The organism is Streptomyces sp. BE20 (genome assembly GCF_036322525.1).
GTDB lineage: Bacteria > Actinomycetota > Actinomycetes > Streptomycetales > Streptomycetaceae > Kitasatospora.
Map to the genome: position 1 here is coordinate 1 of NZ_JAQYWW010000108.1, position 264 is coordinate 264.

Sequence of the window (264 nt, forward strand, 5' to 3'; positions counted from 1 at the left end):
GCCTCCAGCCCGGCGCAGAGCGCCAGCGCGGACTTCCCCGTCCCGGCCCGGCCGCCCATCGAGACGATGCCGACCTCCGGGTCCAGCAGGAGGTCCAGCGCGACCCGCTGCTCGGCGCTGCGGCCGCGCAGTCCGAACGCCTCGCGTTCTCCGCGCACCAGCCGGACGCGGCCGTCGCCGGTGACCCGGCCGAGCGCCCGGCCGCGTTCGGAGGTGAGCACGAGTCCGGTGTGCACGGGGAGGTCGCTGACGCCCTCGATGGAC

Annotated in this window: 1 pseudogene; it reads right to left on the reverse strand. The window is 76.9% G+C overall.

What is annotated here, in order from left to right:
- Positions 1 to 264: pseudogene (locus PUR61_RS00530) on the reverse strand (PhoH family protein); the annotation flags it as partial.